Origin of the sequence: Streptomyces sp. NPDC048565, assembly GCF_040650935.1 — a bacterium.
Lineage (GTDB): Bacteria > Actinomycetota > Actinomycetes > Streptomycetales > Streptomycetaceae > Streptomyces.
Window position 1 is genome coordinate 255,103 of the sequence record NZ_JBEZIH010000006.1, and the last position, 21,293, is coordinate 276,395.

General features: G+C 71.2%; 17 protein-coding genes. 13 read left to right on the forward strand and 4 right to left on the reverse strand.

What is annotated here, in order from left to right; genetic code table 11:
- The first annotated feature begins 101 nt into the window (after positions 1-101).
- From AB0C75_RS10525 to AB0C75_RS10545, 5 genes are all read left to right on the forward strand, one after another.
- A complete protein-coding gene (locus AB0C75_RS10525) occupies positions 102-2,126 on the forward strand; it encodes a CocE/NonD family hydrolase (protein WP_362889058.1) in 2,025 nt (674 codons plus the stop codon).
- Positions 2,123-3,058, forward strand: a complete 936-nt coding sequence (locus AB0C75_RS10530) for a glycine betaine ABC transporter substrate-binding protein (RefSeq protein ID WP_362889060.1) — start codon at positions 2,123-2,125, stop codon at positions 3,056-3,058. Before AB0C75_RS10525 ends, AB0C75_RS10530 begins: the two co-directional genes overlap by 4 nt.
- Positions 3,059-3,142: 84 nt before the next feature.
- Positions 3,143-4,141, forward strand: coding sequence for an ABC transporter ATP-binding protein (locus AB0C75_RS10535; protein ID WP_362889062.1), 999 nt, complete (start codon positions 3,143-3,145; stop codon positions 4,139-4,141).
- Entirely contained in the window at positions 4,138-4,848 is a 711-nt protein-coding gene (locus tag AB0C75_RS10540) for an ABC transporter permease (protein ID WP_362889064.1), read from the forward strand. The genes AB0C75_RS10535 and AB0C75_RS10540 overlap by 4 nt, the downstream gene beginning before the upstream one ends.
- Positions 4,849-5,502: an ABC transporter permease subunit gene (locus AB0C75_RS10545; protein WP_362889066.1), complete on the forward strand. Its 654-nt coding sequence runs from the start codon at positions 4,849-4,851 to the stop codon at positions 5,500-5,502. It begins immediately after the preceding gene.
- Positions 5,503-5,600: 98 nt separating this feature from the next.
- Here the strand turns inward: AB0C75_RS10545 and AB0C75_RS10550 are convergent, their stop codons facing one another.
- A complete protein-coding gene (locus tag AB0C75_RS10550) occupies positions 5,601-6,527 on the reverse strand; it encodes a zinc-binding alcohol dehydrogenase family protein (protein WP_362889068.1) in 927 nt (308 codons plus the stop codon).
- A gap of 89 nt (positions 6,528-6,616) precedes the next feature.
- Here AB0C75_RS10550 and AB0C75_RS10555 point away from each other — a divergent pair, with 89 nt between their 5' ends.
- The 8 genes from AB0C75_RS10555 (at position 6,617) to AB0C75_RS10590 (ending at position 17,648) form a co-directional block, all read left to right on the forward strand.
- Complete coding sequence (locus tag AB0C75_RS10555; protein WP_362889070.1) at positions 6,617-7,072, forward strand: MarR family transcriptional regulator; 456 nt, start codon at positions 6,617-6,619, stop codon at positions 7,070-7,072.
- Positions 7,073-7,196: 124 nt separating this feature from the next.
- The gene (locus tag AB0C75_RS10560) at positions 7,197-7,700 is read left to right on the forward strand and encodes a hypothetical protein (protein ID WP_362889072.1); all 504 of its coding nucleotides are present in this window, start codon (positions 7,197-7,199) and stop codon (positions 7,698-7,700) included.
- On the forward strand, positions 7,700-9,094 hold the full coding sequence (locus AB0C75_RS10565) for a hypothetical protein (protein WP_362889184.1): 1,395 nt from the start codon (positions 7,700-7,702) through the stop codon (positions 9,092-9,094). The genes AB0C75_RS10560 and AB0C75_RS10565 overlap by 1 nt, the downstream gene beginning before the upstream one ends.
- Positions 9,091-10,512: a VWA domain-containing protein gene (locus AB0C75_RS10570; protein ID WP_362889074.1), complete on the forward strand. Its 1,422-nt coding sequence runs from the start codon at positions 9,091-9,093 to the stop codon at positions 10,510-10,512. The genes AB0C75_RS10565 and AB0C75_RS10570 overlap by 4 nt, the downstream gene beginning before the upstream one ends.
- A gap of 71 nt (positions 10,513-10,583) precedes the next feature.
- Entirely contained in the window at positions 10,584-11,696 is a 1,113-nt protein-coding gene (locus AB0C75_RS10575; RefSeq protein WP_362889076.1) for an AAA family ATPase, read from the forward strand.
- Entirely contained in the window at positions 11,693-14,488 is a 2,796-nt protein-coding gene (locus AB0C75_RS10580) for a hypothetical protein (protein ID WP_362889078.1), read from the forward strand. Before AB0C75_RS10575 ends, AB0C75_RS10580 begins: the two co-directional genes overlap by 4 nt.
- 263 nt (positions 14,489-14,751) lie before the next feature.
- Positions 14,752-16,257 (forward strand): glycine betaine/L-proline transporter ProP, encoded by a 1,506-nt coding sequence (gene proP, locus AB0C75_RS10585; protein WP_362889080.1) that lies wholly within the window; start codon positions 14,752-14,754, stop codon positions 16,255-16,257.
- A gap of 173 nt (positions 16,258-16,430) precedes the next feature.
- Positions 16,431-17,648 (forward strand): FAD-dependent monooxygenase, encoded by a 1,218-nt coding sequence (locus tag AB0C75_RS10590; protein ID WP_362889083.1) that lies wholly within the window; start codon positions 16,431-16,433, stop codon positions 17,646-17,648.
- A 69-nt stretch (positions 17,649-17,717) separates the two neighbouring features.
- On the opposite strand, the gene AB0C75_RS10595 is transcribed toward AB0C75_RS10590, so the two are convergent.
- Genes AB0C75_RS10595 through AB0C75_RS10605 form a run of 3 tightly spaced genes read right to left on the reverse strand, consistent with a single transcriptional unit; the run spans position 17,718 to position 21,293 of the window.
- Positions 17,718-18,446 carry an ABC transporter ATP-binding protein gene (locus tag AB0C75_RS10595; RefSeq protein WP_362889085.1) on the reverse strand — a complete coding sequence of 243 codons (729 nt, stop codon included), beginning with the start codon at positions 18,444-18,446 and terminating at the stop codon, positions 17,718-17,720.
- 10 nt (positions 18,447-18,456) lie between these two features.
- Positions 18,457-19,254, reverse strand: a complete 798-nt coding sequence (locus AB0C75_RS10600) for an ATP-binding cassette domain-containing protein (RefSeq protein ID WP_362889087.1) — start codon at positions 19,252-19,254, stop codon at positions 18,457-18,459.
- Positions 19,251-21,293 (reverse strand): ABC transporter permease, encoded by a 2,043-nt coding sequence (locus AB0C75_RS10605; RefSeq protein ID WP_362889089.1) that lies wholly within the window; start codon positions 21,291-21,293, stop codon positions 19,251-19,253. The genes AB0C75_RS10600 and AB0C75_RS10605 overlap by 4 nt, the downstream gene beginning before the upstream one ends.

Here is a 21,293-nt window from a genome sequence, read left to right on the forward strand (position 1 = left end):
TATCAGCGCACTCCTGTGCCTTTGTTCACCTTTGGGTAATCCCGAAATACCCAGACATACAGCTCTAGTTCGCCCAGGGAACTCGTCTATCGTCCCGGACCATGAGCACCACCAGTACCTCGCACATCACCACACGCCACCCCGTACGTGTCCAGCGCCACGTGTGGATTCCACTCGACGACGGCACCAGGCTCGCTGCCCGGGTGTGGCTGCCCGCCGACGCAGAGGGACCGATACCGGCCATTCTGGAGTACATCCCGTACCGCAAGAACGACGGCACCGCTCCCCGCGACGTGACGCTCCACGCCCAGTTCGCGGCAGCCGGATACGCGTCCGTACGCGTCGACTGCCGCGGCAGCGGAGACTCCGGCGGCATCATGCTCGACGAGTACCACCCCACCGAGCTCTCCGACGCCCTCGAAGTCCTCGACTGGATCGAGGAGCAGGACTGGTCCGACGGCCAGGTGGCGATCATCGGCAAGTCCTGGGGCGGTTTCAACGGGCTCCAGATCGCGGCCCTCCAGCCGCCCCAGCTGCGCTGCATCGTCACCGTCTGTTCCACGGACGACCGGTACGCCGACGACGTCCACTACGCGGGCGGCTCGCTGCTCGCCTCCGAGATGCTGCCCTGGGCCGCGACCATGCTCGCGTACAACGCCCGCCCCTCGGACCCCGCGGTGCTCGGAGATTCCTGGCGCCAGGAATGGCTGGACCGGCTGGAGGGGACCGTCCCCTACGCCGAGGAGTGGCTCAGCCACCAGCGCCGCGACGCCTACTGGCAGCACGGGTCGGTCTGTGAGGACTACTCCGCGATCAAGGTTCCCGTCTACGCGGTCGGCGGCTGGCTCGACCCCTACCGCGGTGCGGTCCTGCGGCTCATGGAGAACCTCGACGTACCGGCCAAGGCCATGCTCGGCCCCTGGGCACACACCTACCCCCACCAGGCCGAACCCGGCCCGGCAATGGACTTCCAGGGTGAGTGCGTGCGTTGGTTCGACCACTGGATGGCGGGTGTCGACGACGGCATCATGGACGAGCCGGCGCTGCGCGCCTGGATCCCCGACCCCGCCCCGGTCGGCTCCGACCTCGTCGAGCGCCCCGGCCGCTGGGTCAGCGAGCCCTCCTGGCCCGCACCCGGCGTCGAGGCGCGCGCACTGCCGCTGAACACCCTCGGTGGCGCTCCGGGAAGCGCGGTGCTCCGCTCGCCCCTGGCCATCGGCGCCGGTGGCGGCGACTTCCTCAAGTTCGGTGACGTGCCCGGCCAGTACGCGGACCAGGCAGCCGACGACGGCCGGTCGCACACCTTCACAGGCCCCGTCCTGGCCGAGCGCCTGGAGATCCTCGGCACCCCGGATGTCACCCTCCGGGTCACCAGCGACCGGCCGCAGGCCCAGCTCGCGGTCCGGCTCTGCGAGGTCGCCCCCGACGGCAGCTCGAAGCTGGTCACCGCGGGCTTCCTCAACCTCACCCACCGGGACGGCCACGCCGATCCACGGCCCCTGGAACCGGGCCGTGCGTACGAGGTGTCGGTGCCGCTGTTCGCCATCGGCCACGCGTTCGCCGCGGGCAGCAGGATCCGTGTCTCCGTGTCGGCCTCGCTGTGGCCCTGGCTCTGGCCGTCACCCGAGCTGGTGGCGCTGGAACTGGACACCGGCCACGGCGCCCTGACTCTGCCCGTACGCGCCCCCCGCCCCGCGGAGGAGGCGGCGCTGCGCCCGTACGCGCCGGCGCGGGCGGTCCCCCCGCACAGCATCGAGACCGAGTCCATCCCCGGCGACCGCAAGGTCAGTCATGACTTCGAGACCGGCGAACAGGTCATCGTGACCACCCCGGCGGACGGCACCATGACGGACCGCGCCGACGGCCTGACGCGTTCCGGCAAGGACCTCAACCGCTTCCGCCTGGTCGAGGGCGATCCGCTCTCGGCGGCGGTGGAGTGCGAGCGCGAGGAGTTCATCAGCCGGGGCGACTGGGTGACGCGCGTGCACACCCGGTCCCGGATGACCGCCGACGCCTCGGACTTCTGTGTCGTCAACCAGCTGTCGGCGTTCGAGGGCGCCGCGGAAGCGGAGCGCGAGATCTTCACCAGGACCTGGTCCTTCACCGTCCCCCGGGACCAGGTATGAGAGGCACCTCGCCGGTCCGGCGCACCCGCCTGGGCCGTCCCGCGCGGGCAGTCGCGGCCGGACTGCTGGCCCTGGTCTCCCTCGTCGCCCTCTCGGGCTGCGGCACCGCCGTCGCCGGCGGCAGGCCGACCGTGGTCATCGGGGCGAAGCAGTTCACCGAGCAGTGGATCATCGGCGAGCTGTACAAACAGGCGTTGACCAAGGCCGGATACGACGTCGAGCTGAAGTCGAACATCGGCAGCACCACCATCATCGACGGCGCGCTGACCTCCGGCCAGATCGATGTGTACCCCGAGTACACCGGAGTGATCCTCCAGGTGCTGGCCCGGAGCGACTCGATGCCGACCAGCGCCGCGCAGACCTTCCGTGAGGCCAAGGCGTACCAGGAGACCCGCGGGCTGACGATGCTCGACCCGACCCCCTTCCAGAACCGCAACGCGGTCGCGGTCAAGCCGGCGTTCGCGAAGAAGTACGGGCTGAGGACCATCAGCGATCTGAAGAAGGCGGGCCATGTCGTCTTCGCCGAGTACCCGGACAACATGGAAGGCGCACTCGGCTACCGGGACATGGTGAAGTCGCACGGGATCACCAACAGCGAGGTGAAGTCCCTGAACATCGGGCTGCAGTACAAGGCCCTGGACAACGGCCAGGTCAACGCGGCCGATGTCTTCACCACGGACCCTCAGCTCGCGCGTGGCGACTACACGATCCTCGAGGACGTGAAGGGTTACTACGGTTTCCAGAACGTGGCTCCCGTCGTCCGCGAGGGCGTGCAGGAGGAACAGGGCCCGGGCTTCGCCAAGCTGCTGAACGAGGTGGACGCCCTGCTCACCGACGCGGCGGTACGCGAGATGAACCGGGCCGTCGACACCGTGCGGCTGTCCCCGTCCGAGGTCGCGACGGAGTTCCTGCGGGTCAACGACCTCATCTGACCCGTTCGACCGAGAGACGTGCCCGGGTGCCCCCGCCCCGGTCCGTGACCGTCCGACCTGCCGCCTCCAGGAGAAGACCCGTAAATGAGCCAGGAAAACCAGAGAATTCCCGCCGGTGCACAGGAGATCGTCTTCGACCATGTGGTCAAGACGTACCCGGGCGCCACATCCCCCGCCGTCGACGATCTGTCCCTGACCGTCCCCGCGGGTGAGATCTGTGTGCTGCTCGGCCCGTCCGGCAGCGGCAAGACCACCGCACTGATGATGGTGAACCGGCTCGCCGAGCCGACCGGCGGCGACATCCGCATCGGTGACCGGTCCATCCGCGACCTCGACCCGATCCAGCTGCGCCGCTCCATCGGCTACGTCATCCAGCAGGCCGGGCTCTTCCCCCACCTGACGATCGCCGCCAACATCGCCACCGTCCCGAAGGTCCTGGGCTGGGACAAGAAGCGGGTGAACGACCGCGTGGCCGAGATGCTCGACCTCGTCGGGCTGCCCCTCGCCGAATTCGGCTCCCGTTACCCCGCGCAGCTCTCCGGCGGTCAGCGGCAGCGCGTCGGCATTGCCCGCGCGCTGGCCGCGGATCCACCGGTGATGCTGATGGACGAGCCGTTCGGCGCGCTCGACCCCATCACCCGCGAGCATGTGCAGGACGAGTTCCTGGCGCTGCACGAACGCATCCGCAAGACCGTGATCTTCGTGAGCCATGACATCGACGAGGCCGTGAAGATGGGCGACCGCGTCGCGATCTTCCGTGAGGGCGGCAAGCTCGCCCAGTACGACACTCCGCAGACCCTGCTGAAGGAGCCGTGCGACGACTTCGTCGCACGTTTCGTCGGAGCGGACCGGGGCCTGCGACGCCTCTCCCTGATGCGCCTGGCCGACCTGGAACCGAGCGCGGGGACCGCCGTCTCCGACGCCGTTGGCGAGCTGCCCGGGCTTCCGGCCGACGCCTCGCTCAGGTCCGCGCTCTCCCTCATGGTCGCCGAGGGAACCGACGCGGTCCGGGTCACCGGCGAGGACCACACGGTGCTCGGGACCGTCACGCTGGACGCGATACGCAAGGCGGGCGCGGCATGAGCGGCGGCCCCGTCATCCCCGACTACGGGGACCCCAGCTCGTGCGTGGCGAACGACGCCACGTTCTGTGTGGACTGGTTCGCCGATCACTGGACCAACCTCTTCTGGCCGGCGCTCCTCCAGCACATCGAGCTCACCTTGATGGCCGTGGCCATCGGCTTCGTCATCTCCTTCCTGATGGCCGTACTCGCCCACTTCCAGAACTGGTTCGCCACCCCGGCCTCCGCCGTGTCGTCCTTCCTCTACACGGTGCCGCCGCTGGCGCTCTTCCAGCTCCTCGTACCCGTCAGCGGATTCTCCGTACTCACCGTGGAGATCGCGCTCGTCGCGTACTGCCTCTACCTGCTCTTCACCACCCTTCTCACCGGGCTGCGCGAAGTGCCCGAGGACGCCGTACTCGCGGCGCGCGGCATGGGACTGACCAGGTGGCAGATCCTCTGCAAGGTCGAACTTCCCATGTCCCTGCCGGCACTCGTCTCCGGGCTCCGGGTGACGACCGTCATGACCATCGGGACCGTGGCCATCGCCGCGTACGTCATCGACGCCGGTCTCGGCTCGCTGATCCTCAAGGCGCTCCAGTCCCCCTTCAACACCCAGTTCATCGGTGCGGGCGCACTCGCCGTGATCCTGGCACTGGGCGCCGACGGCCTGCTGGTGCTCGCCGGACGCCTGCTCACCCCATGGGCCCGCAGCCGGAGGGCAGCGTAAATGGACACCTTCATCGGCTCGTTCACCTTCATGCACGAGCGACTCCCCCTGATGCTGGAGAAGACCGGCCAGCACGTGTGGATGTGCGCGGTGGTGATCGCCGTAGCGCTCGTGGTCGCCGTACCCGCAGGGCTGTGGCTCGGGCACCTGCACCGCGGGGAGTTCCTCACCACCAGCATCTCCAACATCGGGCGCGCCCTGCCCAACCTCGCCGTGATCGCGATCGGTCTGGGCATCTTCGGCCTCAACTTCACGAACATCGCCGTGGCCCTGCTGATCACCGCCATTCCGCCGATCCTCAGCCAGGCCTACCTGGCCGTGGACCAGGTCGATCCGGACATGGTGCGCGCGGCACGGGGAATGGGCCTCACCCCCGTTCAGGTACTCATCAAGGTGGAGCTGCCGCTCGCACTCCCGCTGCTCTTCTCGGGCATCCGCATCGCGGTGGTGTACGTCATCTCCGCCGCGACCCTGGCCACCGTCGCCGGTGGCGGCGGGCTCGGTGACATCGTCCTCGGCCAGGCCAACTACGGCCTGGAGGGTGTGATCGCCGCCGCGCTCTGGGTCGCGGCCCTTGCCCTGCTGGCCGACGCCCTGATCGGTCTGGTCCAGCGGCTGCTGGTGCCCAGGGGACTCAGGCCGTCGCGGTCCTGAACCAGGGATCCCCCGGATATCGGGGACGTGCACGGGCCGCTCCGGGAACTCGGGGCGGCCCGCCCGTGTGCCCGGCACCACGGGTCCGGGCACAGGCGCTACGGGACGAAGACGAGGCGCTCGCCGGTCGGCTCGGTCCACGCCTGCGCGATCTCGGCCAGCGGTACGGCCCGGGCGTGGACGTCGAGGGCGCCCTCGGTGACCGCAGCGGCCAGCTCCGGCAGCTCCGCGATGATGTCGCGGGGTGAGACCGAGCCGATGCCGCTGCCGAGGATCTGCAGCCGAGCCGCGCGCAGCGCGACGGAGGGGACCGGGGCGCTCGCGCCGGCCATGGAACCGATCTGGATCCAGGTCAGCGGGGCGGAGCGGTCGGCCCGGGCGGTCAGCATCGGGAGCATGGCGCCGGCGGCAGGCTCGCCCCACACGAAGTCGAGGACGACATCGACGTCGGCCGCAGCCCCGGCTTCGTCGAAGGTGATCGTCCGGTCCGCACCGAGGGCCTCCAGGGCCTTGAAGCGGGTGGTGTCACGGCCTGCGGCGATGACCTGCGCGGCGCCGAACCGCTTCGCGATCTGGATCGCCATCCGGCCGGCGTTGCCGGTGGCACCGAGGATGAGGACGCGCTGACCTTCCTGGAAGGCGGTGCGGCGGCGCAGCGCGACCCAGGAGGCCATGCCCGGGTTCATCGCCGCGGCGATGCGGACCGGGTCGGCGTCGTCCGGCAGGAGCACGCTGCGGCGTACGTCGATCACCGTGCGCTCGGCGAACGTGCCGAACCGCGTGTCGTCCAGGGCCGCGTAGCGAAGGCGGCCCGACGCGTCGCGCACGACGCCGTCGGCGCCGGGCACGAGCGGGAAGTCGCCGGTGCTGGAGTAGTGCGTGCCGTTCGCCTTCGACCGGGTGAGGTGGTGCAGGCCCGCGGCAAGGACCTCCACCACCATGTCGTGCTCGCCCGTGGCGACGGGATCAGGGTGCTCGCCGTAGACCGGCGGAGCGTCGAACGAGGTGATGACCGCAGCGTGCATGAGGGACTCCCGGCAGCTTCGTTTGTTTGTATTACCAACTGAATTCAGAATGGTTGGTAACACAAACAATGTCAAGTAGGGTGGAGTGCATGACCAGCGACGACTCCACGGACGCCCTGATCGACGGACTCGTCCGCAGCGCGTTCCAGATCATGGGGGTGCTCACCCGCATCGGCGCCGAGCACGACCTGTCCCTCACCCAGCTGCGTGTGCTCGGTATCGTGCGCGACAGGCGCCCCCGCATGAGCGACCTGGCGGCCTTCCTGGGGCTGGACAAGTCGACCCTCTCCGGTCTCATCGACCGCGCCGAGCGCCGGGGACTGCTGGCGCGTGCGGCGAACCCGGACGACAGGCGCGTCGTCGACGTCCTCATCACCGACGCGGGCCGCGAACTCACCGCACGGCTGAACCAGGAGATCCGGGAAACCCTGGCGCCGGCGACAGGCCGGCTCGATCCGGCGCAGCGTCAGCAGCTCGCCCAGCTCCTCGAACCCGTCCTCACCCCGGCCCTGCCGCTCGCCCCACGGCCCGCCGCCCAGCCCTGAGGACGGCCGCTCCGATCCCATCCGTATCTCTCCGAGCCGCGTTGTCAGTGGGCGCAAGTAGGTTCAGTTGTGTTCCGCCGATCCGGCGGGAACAACCCCTCAGCTGTGCATTGGAGATGGCGCGTTGTCCGATTGGGAGAGGTCGAGCACGGCCCGGGTGGTCACACCCGCGAGGCCGCGCAAGCTCGCCAAGGTCCCGTTCGTCGAGCTGGCCGACGGGCGTCTGCAGGGTGTGGTGTCCAGCGGCTCCGACATCGGTCGGGTCTACGTCTCGTCCGTGGCCACGGCGACCTTCGCGTTCGCCTGCAGCACCAACAACAACCGGCCCTGCGGCGGTGCGCGCGGCTCGTTCTGCAACCACATCGGCGCCCTGGTCAACGAGGCGGTCCTGCAGTACGGCGCCGAGCGCGTCGTCCGGTATCTGAAGGCGGAGGTCCCGGAGGGTGAGGTGGACGGGGCCATGCTGGCTTCGGCCATGCGGAGCACCCGCCCGCAGCCGGACGGGTCGAAGGCAGCCGCATCCGTCTTCAGCCGGTTCCTGCGACACCTCGCCTATCTCGAACACGGCCCGGTCACCGCGCCGTTGCCCGAGATGCAGTTCTTCCCGCCCACCCGGGCGGTGGCATGATGCGCGCCGGCCTGCTCACCGAGCCGGTCGACGGGCTGGACGAAGCCCTGGACGCTGTCGGCGCCTTCGACCGGGCGCTCATCGCCGGGCTGCTCCGGCCCCAGCACGTGGAGGCCGGGGGACCGACCGTGCTCGCGAGGGCCGTCGCGGGGACACCGCTGGCCGCCAGGGTCGCCGAGGCGGCGGAGAAGGCCGCTGCCGGAGCGGCGGGGGAGGAGCACTTCGTGGCCCTGGCCGGGGCGCGGACCGCGCTGCTCGGCTCGGTGCACGACGCGCTGCTGACCCGCGTCGACGAGGCGGCCGGCCGCCTTCGCGGTACGGAGGCCGCACCGGCGGCCCGGGACCAGCAGCCGGCCGCGAATCTGCTGACGGCCGCCCGCGCCTGGCTCTCCGATCTGGCCCGCTGCGGATGGCAGGGCATCGACCACGAGGTGGTGTCCGGGGCGGCCGAAGTCGTGTCCGCGATGCTTCCCGACCCGTCCCTGCGCCGCCTCGCGACACTTCTCGACGGCTTCGCCGCCGAACTCGCCGCGTCCTGCCCCGGCGTGTCGGCGGAGCGCTTCCCGGTGCGCCGCTGGGGTGACCTCTGGTCGCGCGGGATGCTGCTGACGGTGCCCGGCGCGGCCGGGACGCCCGCCGTCGGGACCGCCGACGGACGGCTGCTGCCCCTCGGCATCGACGTACAGGAGCATGCGACCGCCGCGCAGGCGCAGGTCCACGCCGTGTTCGAGCCCGCCGACGGCTCGGGGGCACGTCTCGTGCGCGCCAGTGTGTCGGTGCCGAAGCCCGACACGGTCGTCGGAGCGGGGGTCTGGCAGCTGATGCGCCCTCATATGTCGCTCCTCGCCGCCGCCGGCGAGGGCCGCTCGATGGACCTCACCGGGATGCCGGTCACCGCCGAAGGGGACCTCCTCTGGAGCGATGAGCACGCCCGCCCGGGTGAGCCGGCCGACGCGTTCGCCACCGCCCGCGTGGCACTGCCCACCGCGACCGCTCAGGTCACCGCGCCCCTGGACCGGCATCCGGCGCACATCGCCGTGCCCGTCTTCATCGAGGGCTACACCGCTCGGACGGATGAGGAGGGCCGGCTGACCTTCACCGTCTCCGGGACCGAACTGGCCGTGGACACCGACCGCGTACCGGCGGCCGGGCCGCTCACACCCGAGGCCGTCGCCAGGTCAGGCGCGTGCATCGCGCTGATCCGCTGGGACGCCGGGACGTTCCGCGTGCAGCCGCTCGCCGTCGAGACCACCGTGCGCAAGAAGGTGACCCCGGTGCACGCGGGGGCGTGGGCCGGAGGGACGACGGACAAGGCCGGGGCCAGGGCCGAGAAGGCCGCCACCGACGCCGCGAAGGTGCTCAGCGAGCGCGCGGGAAGGCTGCTGCGGAAATGACCGGACAGCAGAATCCCGGGACGACCGGGGAGCCCTCCCACGACAACCGCCGCCAGGTCATGTACTGGCGCCTGCTCGCCCGGCTCTTCGACGACGAGGAGCATGCGGCCCTGGAGTCCGCGAGCCTCGCCGTGGTCGAGGACATCGGTCTGCCGGCCAAGCTGCTCGACCCGAACGCGTCGGTCGACTCGGTGGTGCAGCGCCATCCCGCGCTGGCCGACGAGTTCGACGGCCTGATGACGCCGCAGGACGGCGCAGGCGAAGAAGAAGGGGACGACGACCGCGACCTGGCCGCCGAGGTGCGGCGCGCCGCGCTGGTGTCGAAGGTCCTGCTGAACGTCTTCCACTCGCCGCCAGGCACCGTCCCCGCGGGCCAGCTGTCCCGGTGGCAGTCCGACGCGGGCTGGCTGGAGCGCGCGCTCGGCTGCGGGCCGGGCGAGCTGCGCGGCGGGCGCGCGGGAGGCACGGGCGTCAGCCCGACCGGTACGGGCGGCGGGGGCGGCACTCCCGATCTCAGCCGGCTCATCCCGGAGATCGGCCCCGAGCTGGGCTCGATCGAGGCCGGACTCGTGCGGCGGATGCGACTGCGTGAAGTGCTCGGGGACCCGAAGCTGGCCGCGCAGCTGACGCCGAGCATGTCGCTCATCGAGCAGTTGCTGCGGGACAAGGACAACCTGTCCGGTGTGGCCCTGGCCAACGCCAAGGCTCTGATCCGCCGCTTCGTCGACGAGGTCGCCGAGGTTCTGCGTACCCAGGTCGAGAAGTCGAGCGTCGGCGCCCTGGACCGTTCGGTCCCGCCCAAGCGGGTGTTCCGCAACCTGGACCTCGACCGCACGATCTGGAAGAACCTCACCAACTGGAGCCCCGAGGAGGAACGGCTCTACGTCGACCGTCTCTTCTACCGTCACACCGCGCGCAGAACGACGCCGCAGCGGCTCATCGTGGTCGTGGACCAGTCGGGCTCGATGGTGGACTCGATGGTCAACTGCACCATCCTGGCCTCGATCTTCGCCGGCCTGCCCAAGGTGGACGTCCACCTCATCGCGTACGACACCCAGGCACTCGATCTCACCCCCTGGGTGCACGATCCCTTCGAGACCCTGCTGCGCACCAACCTCGGAGGCGGCACCGACGGCACGGCCGCGATGGCACTGGCCCAGCCGAAGATCGCCGAGCCCCGCAACACCGTCGTCGTGTGGATCTCCGACTTCTACGAATGGCAGACCGAGCCGCTGTTCGAGAGCATGGCCGCCATTCACCGCTCCGGCGCCAAGTTCATACCGGTCGGCTCCGTGACCAGCTCAGGCCGTGCCAGCGTCAACCCGTGGTTTCGCGAACGCTTCAAGGACCAGGGCACACCGGTCCTCTCCGGCCACATCCGCAAGCTCGTCCACGAGCTCAAGACCTTCCTCACCTGAGGCCGGCGGCCCCACGGCCCGGTGCAGTCGAATCCGAATTCTCAGATCCGCATTCCTAGAGAGGCACACCCATGTCCGACCTGTTGCGCGCTCCCGCCGAGATCAAGTACGCCGAGGAGCTGGACTGGCTGGAGTCGGTCGACGACGGTCCCAAGCCGTTCTCCTGGCGGCTGTCCCCGAAGATGGTCCGGCTCTTCATCCTGGGATCCGAGCGCGCCGACGGCCTCGACCGGGAGATCTCCCAGAAGTGGTACGGCGACCGCAGCTTCGTCGAGCGCTCCATCGTCACGCTGGCCTCCGACCGGGGGCTGCTGCTCATCGGTGACCCGGGCACGGGCAAGAGCTGGCTGGCCGAGCTGCTGTCCGCCGCGATCTCCCGCAACTCCACGCTCGTGGTGCAGGGCACGGCAGGCACCACCGAGGACCACATCAAGTACTCGTGGAACGTGTCCATGGTCATCTCCAAGGGCCAGTCGCGGGAGTCGATGATCCCCTCACCGATCATGACCGCGATGGAGACCGGTGCGATCGGCCGCTTCGAGGAGCTCACCCGCTCCACCAGCGACGTCCAGGACGCGCTGATCTCGATCCTGTCGGAGAAGTACATCTCGGTACCGGAGATGGACAGCGACAACATCGTCTTCGCCAAGCCGGGTTTCTCCGTCATCGCCACGGCCAACAGCCGTGACCGAGGGGTCAACGACCTGTCCTCGGCCCTCAAGCGCCGATTCAACTTCGTCCGCATCCCGGTGGTGACGAACAAGAAGAGCGAGGCGGAGATCGTGCGCTTCAGGACCGAGGAGCTGCTGCGCCGCCATCAGATCGAGCTGGACGTCCCGCCGACCCTGCTCGATGTGCTGCTGCAGAGCTTCGCCGACCTCCGGGCATCGGCCGCCGCGGCGGGCAGCGACGACGAGAAGCTGGAGTCCGCGCTGTCGAGCGCCGAGCAGATCGGCGTACTGGAGGACGCGATCCTGCACAGCAACTTCTTCGGTGAACGCGCGCTGACCGCCCGCACCCTCGCCTCCTCGCTCGTCGGATCGCTGGCGCGGCGCGAACCCGAGGACCTGGCCATCCTCAACAAGTATCTGCACGGCGTCGTCGAGCCGCGCAGCAAGGAGGAGGGGGGCTCCTGGCCGGAGTTCCTGGAGGGCGGCCGCGACGCGATCGCCACCCTGTCATGAGCGCCCTGGCCGAGGGGACGCCCTTCGGGGCGTTGCGAGGACAACTGCAGGACGCGGCGACGGAGTTCGCGGACGGACCGGACGCGCTGCAAGGCATCCTCCTGGGCATCGTCGACGACGTCGACCGCGCGGTGCGCGAGCCGCTGGAGATCTTCCCCGTCTGCCACCACTCGCCCGCGTCGGCGGTCGCGATGGCGCGGCGGCTGCGGGAGAAGCAGCCGAAGGTCGTGTATCTGGAGCTGTGCGAGGACATGGCGCCGCTGTTGACCGAGCTGCACAACTGCCGGCTCCCGGTGGCGGTCCAGGCGTTCGCGAGCGAGGTCGAGGGCTTCCCGCCTGAGTGGGCACCGCTGTCGGTCGTCGCTCCGATCACCGAGGCATCGGCCGAATACCAGGCCATCGCCTACGCACTGGACACTCCGGGCGTCGAGCTCGTCCTCGTCGACCGTTCCTCGGACCATGTGTTCCAGTGGCAGGCCGGCGCGACGGAGCCCGGCGCGCCGCCCGCAGACGAGGAGGCGGCGCTGCACGGCGACGCCGTCGGGGTGGAGATCGGCGACCTGCGGCCCCGCTTCGCCGAGCTGGAGGAGCACCTCCTGCACCACGGTCGCGTGCGGCACTGGTCGGAGTGGTGGCACCAGTACGTCGAACTCCCGCTCGGCGACAGCGACCACGACACCTACCGCCAGGTGATGCTCCTGATCGGCAGCCTCTTCCGCCGTCTGGCCCCGGGGAACACTCACCGGGTCCGCGTCGACGAGGACCGCGAGCGCTACATGTGGACCCGGATGCGCGAGCACCTCGCCACGACCGGCACGGACCCCGAGGACTGCCTCTACGTCTGCGGCGCCTTCCACGCGTCCAGCCACGTCGAGGAGTTCGGCGTACACGGAAGCGACGCCTTCGAGATCACCCCGCCGAGCGGGAGCACCTGGCAGCACGGGCTGATCCCGTCCAGCCACACGGCGATCGAGGCGCAGTTCGGGCTCGCCGCCGGGTCCGTGTCGATCGCCGCCACCCAGTGGACGCAGAACATCCAGCGGACCAAGGTGCGGCCGTACCGGCTGGCGGGCCAGGCGGGCACCGGGAAGGCGGCGAAGCCGAGGACGACGGCCGGGGCCGCCGCCCCCGTGGCGACGGCACAGTCCGACAAGCTCTCCGGATTCCTGCGGAACCCGCCCGTCCTCGACCGGCTCGACGAGGCCGAACTCGTGGGCTGGTCGGTGGAGATCGTGCGCTCCGCCCGCCGCAACGGCTATCTCGCCTCCACCGCCGACGCCATCGCCGTGTTCGAGACATCGATCCTGCTGGCGGGCATGCGGGACCGGGCCAGGCCCACCCCGTACGACTTCCAGGACGCGGCGGTCACCTGTATCGAGAAGGAGACCGTGCCGGGCAGGCGCGATGTCCGCCGCCTGGTCGAGATCCTGATGGGCGGCGACCGGGTCGGCCGGGTCGGTTACGACGCGCTGCCACCGCTGGCCCGCGACGTGCACGACCGCCTCGCCCCGCTGGACCTCAAGCTTCAGCAGCGCGGTGTGCGGCGTGCCCTGCTGGACATGACCTCGCAGCCGGAGCTGAGGCAGTGCTCCGACGTGCTCTGGATACTGCGCCACCTCATGCCGCACGGCGCCGCCCGGCCGATCATGGGAGAGCGCGAGCTCGGCAAGCAGTCGGTCCAGGAATCCTGGGACCTGGCACTGGGCACCCATCAGCGGGCACTCATCGAGCTGGGTTACGAGGGCGTCAGCATCGAGCAGGTCCTGGAGCAGCGGCTGCGCCGCGCCGCGTACGCCCCGAACGCCACCGCGGCACAGGTCCTCGCCGCCGTCGAGGACGCCGTGCTGCTGCTGAGCGGCGGACGCCTCGCCGACGAGCTGGGCACCCGCGCACTGGAGGTGCTGGCCACCGAGCGCAGCGTCGACGGAGCGCCGGAGGTCCTGCGCCGGGTGCGCCGGCTCCTGGCGTACTACAGGATCAGCCGGCCGGAGCTGCCGGCCTGGATCGAGTCCTTCGCCAGGACGGGATACGCGCACTACTGCACGCTCCTGCCGACGGCGTTCACCGACGAGGACGCGACCGTCCGTCAGGTCGCCGCGATGCTGGGCTTCCTCTTCAGCATGGAGAGCCTGGTCGTCTCGCTGGGCTGCGACCGGGCCCAGCTGGATCTGGCCTTCGCCCAGTCGCACCCGCAGGAGCCCTCCCGGGTGGCGCTGCTGTGGGCGGCCCAGGTGCATCTCGGGCAGCTCTCCCGCGCCGAGCTGAGGGAGCGGTGCGACGCACTGCTGGACAACCCGCTGGTGGTGCCCGCCTATCCGCGCTACCTCAGCGGATTCCTGCACGCCCTGGAGCCGGTGCCGCAGTTGGCCGACTTCGTCGTGGAGGCTGTCTCGAACGCCTTCGCCCGGCTGCCCGACCCGGTGCTGCTGCCCTGGCTGCCGAGGCTGATCAGCACCCTGCGGTCCGAGGGTGCCGACCTCGCTCCGCTGCTGATCCGCGAGGCCGGACGCGTCTTCCCCGGCCGCCTCGCCGCGCTGGACGCCTGGGTCCCGCCGTGGAAGTCCGCCCCGGGGGAGCCGCCCGCGCCGCCCGCACAAGGGGGGAGCGGCGGTGGCACGGCACACCGCGCCGTGCTGCTCGCCGCCCACCCGGAGACCTGCGACAGCGTGGCCGCGCTGCTGGGCTGCGAGGAACCGTGGGAGACGGAAGCCCCCGTGCCGACGGGCGCGATACTCGCGGGCCGTCACCCGGGGACGGCGGCGGCGGTGGAGGAGCTGCTGGCCGGGGTCTGACGGCGGCCGGGGGGCGGCAGCGGTCCAGGAATCCGCCACCCGGCCTCGCCCGTACGGGGCGTCCGACTCACTCCTACGGCACAGTCACACCGCATTTCGTGGTGCGGGCGGGAAAGGTGGGCCTTTCGGAAGAAGACCGAGGCTGACGCCCGCGGTAGGGCGGGGGGTCCGGAGCTACAGCGGAGGGCGAAACTCTCATGGTCGGACGGAGACCACACCCGCGCGTTCTCCGGCAACAGGGGGACCGGTCGGCGACGGACCGGATGGTGCGCACGCTGCTGCGACGCCGCAAGAAGGCCCTGGCCGCCGAGGACGTGATGGTCACCGATCGGCCGAAGGTGCGCCGCGCCGTGACCGCGGCGGCCCTCGGCAACACCATGGAATGGTTCGACTTCGGTGTCTACGCCTACCTCGCGGGGACCCTGGGAAAGGTCTTCTTCCCGTCGAGCTCGCCGGGCGCACAGGTGGTGTCGACCTTCGCGACCTTCGCCGCTGCCTTCCTCGTGCGTCCGCTCGGCGGGCTGGTGTTCGGTCCCCTCGGCGACCGTGTGGGGCGCCAGAAGGTGCTGGCGATCACCATGATCATGATGGCGGCGAGCACCTTCGCCGTCGGTTTCCTCCCCACGTACGCCGCGGCCGGATTCGCAGCTCCGATCCTCCTCCTGGTCTGCCGTCTGGTGCAGGGCTTCTCCACGGGGGGTGAGTACGCGGGTGCGACGACGTACATCGCGGAGTACGCACCGGACAAGCGAAGAGGGTTCCTCGGCAGTTGGCTGGACTTCGGGACCTTCGTCGGCTATTCGCTGGGCTCCGGCCTGGTGACCGTGCTGACCGCGACACTCGGTACGGACGGGCTGACGGACTGGGGGTGGCGGATCCCGTTCTTCGTCGCGGGCCCGATGGGCCTGATCGGTCTGTACATGCGGCTGAAGCTGGAGGAGACCCCCGCCTTCCAGGCGGAGGAGGAGGCGCAGGCCGAGGCCCTGTCCGAGGGCGATCCCGTCGAGCAGGCGCGTCAGTCGGGCAAGGGACGGCTCAAGGAGATCTTCACGAAACACTGGGAGGCAGTGCTCATCTGCATGGGCCTGGTGCTTCTCTACAACGTCACGAACTACATGGTGACCTCCTACCTGCCGACGTACATGTCCGAGACGCTCGGCGAGCCGGAGACGAGTTCCCAGCTCCTGGTCCTCGGCACGATGATGCTCGTGGTGCTGACCATCACGCTGGTCGGCAGGTCATCGGACCGCTGGGGCAGGCGCCCGGTGTTCATGGCCGGCAGCGTGGCGCTCATCGTGTTCGCGATCCCGGCCTTCCTGCTCATCCGGCAGGGCGGCATCCTGCTGCCTGCGATCGGCTGCGGGATGCTCGGGCTGCTGCTGGTCTGCTTCGCGGGCACGTCGGCCTCGACGCTCCCCGCGCTGTTCCCGACCCGCCTCCGCTACGGCGCCCTGTCGATCGCCTTCAACATCTCCGTGTCGCTGTTCGGCGGGACCACACCGCTGTTCGCCTCCGCCCTCGTCGAGATGACCGACAACGACATGATCCCGGCGTACTACCTGATGGTCGCCGGTGTCATCGGGCTCGTCGCGACCTTCTTCCTCCACGAGACGGCGGGCAAGCCGTTGCGCGGTTCCGGGCCCATGGTGGAGACCCCGGCTCAGGCGCGCACCCTCGTGGCCCGCAGCAGGACACGGGCGGGGCGGCAGGCGCGCGACGTATGGATCCGGATGCGGCATCCGGGGCGCGGGGGCGGGCACAAGGACTGAGGCCGACGGCGCTCACCGGCCCGGCACTCCTCGATAGGGTGCGGTCTGTGTCCCGAGCACAGGTGGCGAAGGGGCAACGACCGCCCGGCAAGGGCGTGTTCAGGCCGGACGCGCCATTGCGGCGGCAGTACCCGCAACGGCGCCCGCAACACCGAGTGAGTGGAGTGCCAGTCATGCGTGGAGGCAGCATCGCCGTGGTCGGCGGCAGCATAGCGGGGTGCGCCGCAGCCCTGGCCGCGTCGCGCGGCGGAGCCGGGAAGATCACCGTGTTCGAGCGTGCCGACGCCCGCCTCCGGGACAGGGGAGTGGGAATCGCACTGCACAGCGACCGGTACGACGAGCTGAGGGACGCCGGATACGTCGCTCCCGAGATGCCCTGGGCGCCGCTGACGAGGCGGGTGTGGAGTGCGCGCGACGGCGACGCGGACCACGGCCGGGCCATCGGCGAGCAGCCGTTCCCCTTCCGCGCCTACAGCTGGGGCTCGCTGTGGAGTGAGTTGCGCCGCCGCGTGCCCGAGGAGGTCTCCTACCGGTCGGGCGCGGTGGTCACCGGTGTGGAGCCTGCGGCCGACGGCGTGACCCTGCGGCTCGCGGACGGGTATCAGGAGCACTTCGACGTGGTGATCGGGGCGGACGGATACCGTTCCGTCGTCCGCGAGGCCATGATCCCCGGCGCCGACGCGACGTACGCCGGTTACATCGGCTGGCGCGGTACGTCGTCGGACGTCGAGGGCCTCCCCTCCGACGGCCGTGACGCGCACAACATCGTCTTCCCCGGCGGCCACTGCATGCTCTACCGGATCCCGGACGGCGTCGGCGGGCACCTGCTCAACTGGGTGCTCTACACCGCGCCCCCGCAGGCCGACGGCCTCCACCCGGACCTGACGCGCCCGACCTCTCTGCCGCCGGGCCGGCTCAACTCGGAGCTCACCGCGTACCTGCGCGCCCTGGTCGCCGACCACTTCCCGCCGTACTGGGCGGCCCGGGTGCTCCGTACACCGGCCGAGACCACCTTCATCCAGCCCATCTACGACCTGGAGGTGCCGCGGTACACCTCGGGCCGGATGGTGCTCGTCGGTGACGCCGCGAGCGTCGCCCGGCCGCACATCGGCGGCGGCAGTGTGAAGGCGCTCCAGGACGCCAACGCCCTGGAGGCCGCGTGGCGGGCCGGGAACAGCTGGGCCGAGGTCCTGGAGAGCTACGACGCCGGCCGCGGCCCCGTCGGCGCGGCCATGGTCGCGCTCGCCCGCCGGATGGGCAGCGCCCAGGTCGAGAACACCCCCGACTGGTCGGCGATGGGACAGCCGGAGTTCGATGTGTGGTGGCAGGACCAGAACAGCGGCTCCGACCGGCGCAGCGGCTTCGGCGGGCACAGCATCAAGGCCGGGTAGGCGCGGGCGGGGACGCCCCGGTGCCCCCGCGTCCGGAGCAGGCCGGGGCAGGCCGGGGCAGGCCGGGGGTCAGCGAGTGGGCGGCGCGAGTTCGAGTGCGGCGTGCAGTGCGGAGCTGTCGGCGCGGGCGTCGTCGCCGTCCATGCGGAGCGTCGTCCGCCCCGAGGTGAGCACCGTGAGCGTACGGGCGCACTCGGCTGCCTGGGCCGCACCGGGGGAGACCAGGAGTACGGCGATGCCCTCGTCCGCCAGCGTGGTCACCAGCTCGTGGACCTGCCGGACGAGCACGGGTGCGAGGCCTTCGGTCGGCTCGTCGAGCAGCAGCACCCGCGGTGAGCCGAGCAGCGCGCGGGCAAGGGCCAGCATCTGCTGTTCGCCGCCGGACAGATCCGTGCCCCGGTTGCCCCGGCGTTCCCCCAGCCGGGGCAACAGCTCCAGGACGCGCGCGGGGGTCCATACGCTGGGACGCGTGGTGTCGCCCCGACGCGGCGGGCGATAGGACAGCCGCAGATGTTCGGCGACCGTGAGACCGGCGAACACGCGCCGTCCCTGCGGCACGAGACCGATCCCGGCGCGGGCGATCCGGTGCGCGGGCTCGCCTGTCACGTCCCGGCCGTCCAGGCGCACGGTTCCCGCGCTCGGCCGCATCAGTCCGGCGACGGTGTGGACGAGGGTGGTCTTGCCCGCGCCGTTGTGGCCGACGACGGCGTGGACCGTGCCGGCCGGCACCGACAGGTCGAGGTCGTGCAGGACGGTGCCACCGTGGTAGCCCGCGGTCAGGCCGGTGAGTTCGAGCATCGGGGGTCGGTCATCCTCTCGCTTCGCCGGCGAGGCCGTTGCCGGTGTGGTGGTAGGCGTCGCGGACCTCGGGGTGCGCGAGAGTCTCCCGGGTCGGGCCTGTGACGAGGACCCGCCCCGCGGCCAGCACGGTCACCGTCGTGGCGAGTTGGGCCACCACTTCGACGTGGTGCTCGACCAGGATGATCGAGATACTCTCCGGCAGGGAGCCGATGATGCCGAGGAGCCGGCCGATGCCGTCGTCGGTCAGCCCGGCCGCCGGCTCGTCCAGCAACAGCAGACGCGGATCGCCCGCCAGCGCGGCGGCGAGGTCGAGCATGCGGCGCTGCCCGTGGGAGAGCGCGGCGGCCGGCCGTGCGGCGCTGTCCGCGAGGCCGACGGTCTCCAGGTGGTGACCCGCGGACTCGGCCTGCTGCCGGTAGCGGGACGGTCTGCGCCACGCTCCGCGGCGCTTCGGGTGGTGTGGCCAGCCGGCCAGGACGACGTTGTCCAGTACCGACAACTCGCCTATCACGGAGGGCTGTTGGAAGCTGCGAGCGATCCCGAGACGGCTGCGCCTGGCGGGGGCTGTGCGGGTGATGTCCGTGCCCTCCAGGGTGATCGTGCCGTGGTCGGGCCTGTTGGTGCCCGCGATGAGGTCGAGCAGGGTGGTCTTGCCGGCGCCGTTGGGGCCGATGACGGCGTGCCGGGCGCCTGTCAGCAGCCGCAGGCTGATGTCGTCGACGGCGGTGAGACTGCCGTAACTGCGGGTCAGGCGGGACAGTTCCAGTACCGGGGGTACCGAGGCGGTGTTCGATGCGGGTGTCATGGCGAGAGCTTCCCGGTGGGGGTCGGGACGGGGGCGGCGGGCGGCGGCACATCGGGCGGGGAACCCCCGGGCCCGCGCCCCGTACGGTCGGACCCGCCGCGCAGGCCGGCCAGACCTCGGGGCAGCAGGTACACGGCGGCGACGAACAGGACGCCCAGCAGCAGCGGGCCGTGACCGGGCCACGAACCGGCGACCCAGTCGCGGGTGGTGACGATGAGCCCGGCTCCCATCAGGGCGCCGATCACGGATGTCGTGCCGCCGATGACGGCCGCCAGGAGCGCGAAGGCGGCGATCTCGAAGCCGACGTCGGCGGGCGACAGGTACTGCTGGACGGTGACCATCAGCGAGCCGCCCACGCCGGCCAGCGCGCCCGCGCAGATGTGCGCCGTCAGCAGGTACCGGCCCACGGGGTGTCCCGAGGCGCGCATACGGGCCTCGGCACCCCGGGTGCCGGTCAGCAGCTTCCCGGCGGGGGAGCGCAGCACGAGCAGGGTGACGGTGACCGCGACGGCGGCGACGACGAGGGCGTAGGTGTAGAGGTCGCTCTCCTCGGTCATCCCCTCTCCGCCCCACAGTGCCTGCGTGGCCGGGAAGCCGACAAGGCCGTCGGCGCCGCCGGTGACGGACTTGAGCTGATTGATGACCGCGCCGGTCAGCTCACCGACGGCGAGCGTGATCATCAGCACGGTGGTGCCCCGTGCCCGGATCACGGCGGGCCCGACGACCCCGGAGAAGACGGCGGCGGCGAGCGCCGAGACGATGACCTGGACCGGGCCCGCCGTCCACCCGGCGTCCGCGAGGTTCGCGGTGGCGTACGCGCCCACGGCGAACGGCGCGGTCTGCCCGAGCGTGGGAAGCCCGGCGTAGCCGGTGAGGATGGTGACACTGACCGCGAGCAGCCCCAGGGCCAGAGCGGAGCCGGCCAGCGAGATGCTGTACGAATCGAGCAGTCCCGGCAGGGCGATCAGCACCACCAGCAGGACGAGCAACGGAGCGGCCTGCCGCCAGGCGGTCGCGCCCGGCAGCCGACCGAGCCCGGCGAGGGCGCTCCGGCCCACGACGGGCTTCGGTGCGGGACCCCCGGCCGCCCCGCTTCGGCCGGGCCGCAGCCGTGCGGCGAGCCGGCGGCGGAGCCGGTCCACCGGGTCGGGGGACAGGCCGTGCGAGTCGTGCGCGGACGCCGGTTCCGCGAAGCGCGAGCGAAGTACGAGCACCGCCGCCATCGCGGCGAAGAGCAGATACGGCGCGAGATCCGGCGCCAGCGAGACGCCGAGCGTCTGGACCTCGCCCACCGCGACCGCCGCCGCGAGCGTGGCCCACAGCGAGCGTAGTCCGCCGAGCACGACCACCACGAGGGACAGCATCAGCACCGTCTCGGACGTACCGGCCCCGGGCCCGATGATCGGAGCCCCCAGTACCCCCGCCGCCCCCGCGAGCGCCCCGGCGGCAGCGAGAACCCCGGTGTGCACCGCGCGGGGGTTGTGTCCTGTGGTCGCGAGCATCTGCGGATCGTCGGCGGCGGCCCGCACCGCCGCGCCCATCCGGGTCCGGGTCAGCACCCAGGTGCCGAAGGCCGCCAGCAGTACGGCCATCACGATGAACCCGAGACGGTACGCGGGGTAGCGGTGGCCCAGCAGCGTCACCGATTGGTCGAGCGCCTCGGGGACACGCACGGGGAGCTCGTCCGCTCCGAAGAGCTGGATGAGCAGATCGCCGCCGATCAGCGCAAGGCCGAACGTCAGCAGCGCCTGTGCGAGATGCCCACGGCGGGCGAGCGGGGCCGTCGCCGCGGAGAGGCCCGCCCCGGCGAGGCACGCCGCGGCGGTCCCGGCGGCGAGCCCGACGGCGAGGCCGCCCCAGGTACCGTCACTCAGCTCGGCGCCCGTGTAGGCGCCGATCGCGTACAGCGTGCCGTGCGACAGGTTCAGTACGCCGGCGGTGCCGAAGGCGAGACTCAGACCGGAGGCGACCACGAACAGCAGCAGCCCGTAGGCCACCCCGTCCACCGCCGGTACGAGGTGGGCATCGAGGAGATTCAC

Coding starts and splice junctions, on each gene's coding strand:
- AB0C75_RS10555 (WP_362889070.1), top strand. CDS start 6,617: ATGACCAGCGACGACTCCACGGACGCCCTGATCGACGGACTCGTCCGC.
- AB0C75_RS10545 (WP_362889066.1), top strand. CDS start 4,849: ATGGACACCTTCATCGGCTCGTTCACCTTCATGCACGAGCGACTCCCC.
- AB0C75_RS10535 (WP_362889062.1), top strand. CDS start 3,143: ATGAGCCAGGAAAACCAGAGAATTCCCGCCGGTGCACAGGAGATCGTC.
- AB0C75_RS10595 (WP_362889085.1), bottom strand. CDS start 18,446: ATGCTCGAACTCACCGGCCTGACCGCGGGCTACCACGGTGGCACCGTC.
- AB0C75_RS10580 (WP_362889078.1), top strand. CDS start 11,693: ATGAGCGCCCTGGCCGAGGGGACGCCCTTCGGGGCGTTGCGAGGACAA.
- proP (WP_362889080.1), top strand. CDS start 14,752: ATGGTGCGCACGCTGCTGCGACGCCGCAAGAAGGCCCTGGCCGCCGAG.
- AB0C75_RS10525 (WP_362889058.1), top strand. CDS start 102: ATGAGCACCACCAGTACCTCGCACATCACCACACGCCACCCCGTACGT.
- AB0C75_RS10590 (WP_362889083.1), top strand. CDS start 16,431: ATGCGTGGAGGCAGCATCGCCGTGGTCGGCGGCAGCATAGCGGGGTGC.
- AB0C75_RS10565 (WP_362889184.1), top strand. CDS start 7,700: ATGCGCGCCGGCCTGCTCACCGAGCCGGTCGACGGGCTGGACGAAGCC.
- AB0C75_RS10540 (WP_362889064.1), top strand. CDS start 4,138: ATGAGCGGCGGCCCCGTCATCCCCGACTACGGGGACCCCAGCTCGTGC.
- AB0C75_RS10550 (WP_362889068.1), bottom strand. CDS start 6,527: ATGCACGCTGCGGTCATCACCTCGTTCGACGCTCCGCCGGTCTACGGC.
- AB0C75_RS10600 (WP_362889087.1), bottom strand. CDS start 19,254: ATGACACCCGCATCGAACACCGCCTCGGTACCCCCGGTACTGGAACTG.
- AB0C75_RS10575 (WP_362889076.1), top strand. CDS start 10,584: ATGTCCGACCTGTTGCGCGCTCCCGCCGAGATCAAGTACGCCGAGGAG.
- AB0C75_RS10530 (WP_362889060.1), top strand. CDS start 2,123: ATGAGAGGCACCTCGCCGGTCCGGCGCACCCGCCTGGGCCGTCCCGCG.
- AB0C75_RS10570 (WP_362889074.1), top strand. CDS start 9,091: ATGACCGGACAGCAGAATCCCGGGACGACCGGGGAGCCCTCCCACGAC.